This window comes from Mesorhizobium sp. M7A.F.Ca.CA.001.10.2.1 (genome assembly GCF_003998575.1).
Classification (GTDB): domain Bacteria; phylum Pseudomonadota; class Alphaproteobacteria; order Rhizobiales; family Rhizobiaceae; genus Mesorhizobium.
The window spans coordinates 1-506 of the sequence record NZ_RZQY01001323.1 but is presented as its reverse complement, the minus strand read 5'-3'; the positions used below and the strand labels follow the sequence as shown (position 1 = coordinate 506).

1 pseudogene is annotated in these 506 nt (G+C 61.9%); it reads right to left on the bottom strand.

Features of this window, described 5'->3' with window-relative positions:
• A pseudogene (locus EN964_RS36880) lies at positions 1-233 on the bottom strand (hypothetical protein); the annotation flags it as partial.
• Positions 234-506 lie beyond the last annotated feature (273 nt).

Sequence of the window (506 nt, the reverse complement as noted above, 5' to 3'; positions counted from 1 at the left end):
CCCTGCGGACCGACATCCGGCACCGCCGGCAGGAACTCGGATTCGATTTCGGTGATTTTCGCCTGAATTGCCTTGCGGCGCTTGATGGCGACCTCAACGGTCACACCCGGATTGGCCTGGAGCGCGCGATCGAGCGCGGCAAAAGCCGAGCGATAGACCCTCTCGCGGAACGCGCGGTCCTCGGCATTGCCTTTCTCCAAGGCGTTCCGGATCGCTTTTTCGATCGCGTCCAAGCGGGTCCCTCTGTCTTTGCCAACCTTGCCGTGATCGTTAGCCGCAGGCGACCAATCAATCAACGGGCGAGCGGCGTATTCTGCCTCGCAGAGGTGTGCAAAGTCCATTCCGGCGCTGTTCCGGCAACAAAATCAGCATGTTTCGCCGATTTTCGCGCACAGGGAGCACACGCACCGTGCGCCGCATTCCCTTGGCGATTGATTGGCGGACAAGGCGGCGGCCGGCTTTCGAGGGTGCCACGACGCCGACGCAGGAATTGCCAAGTCGCATCT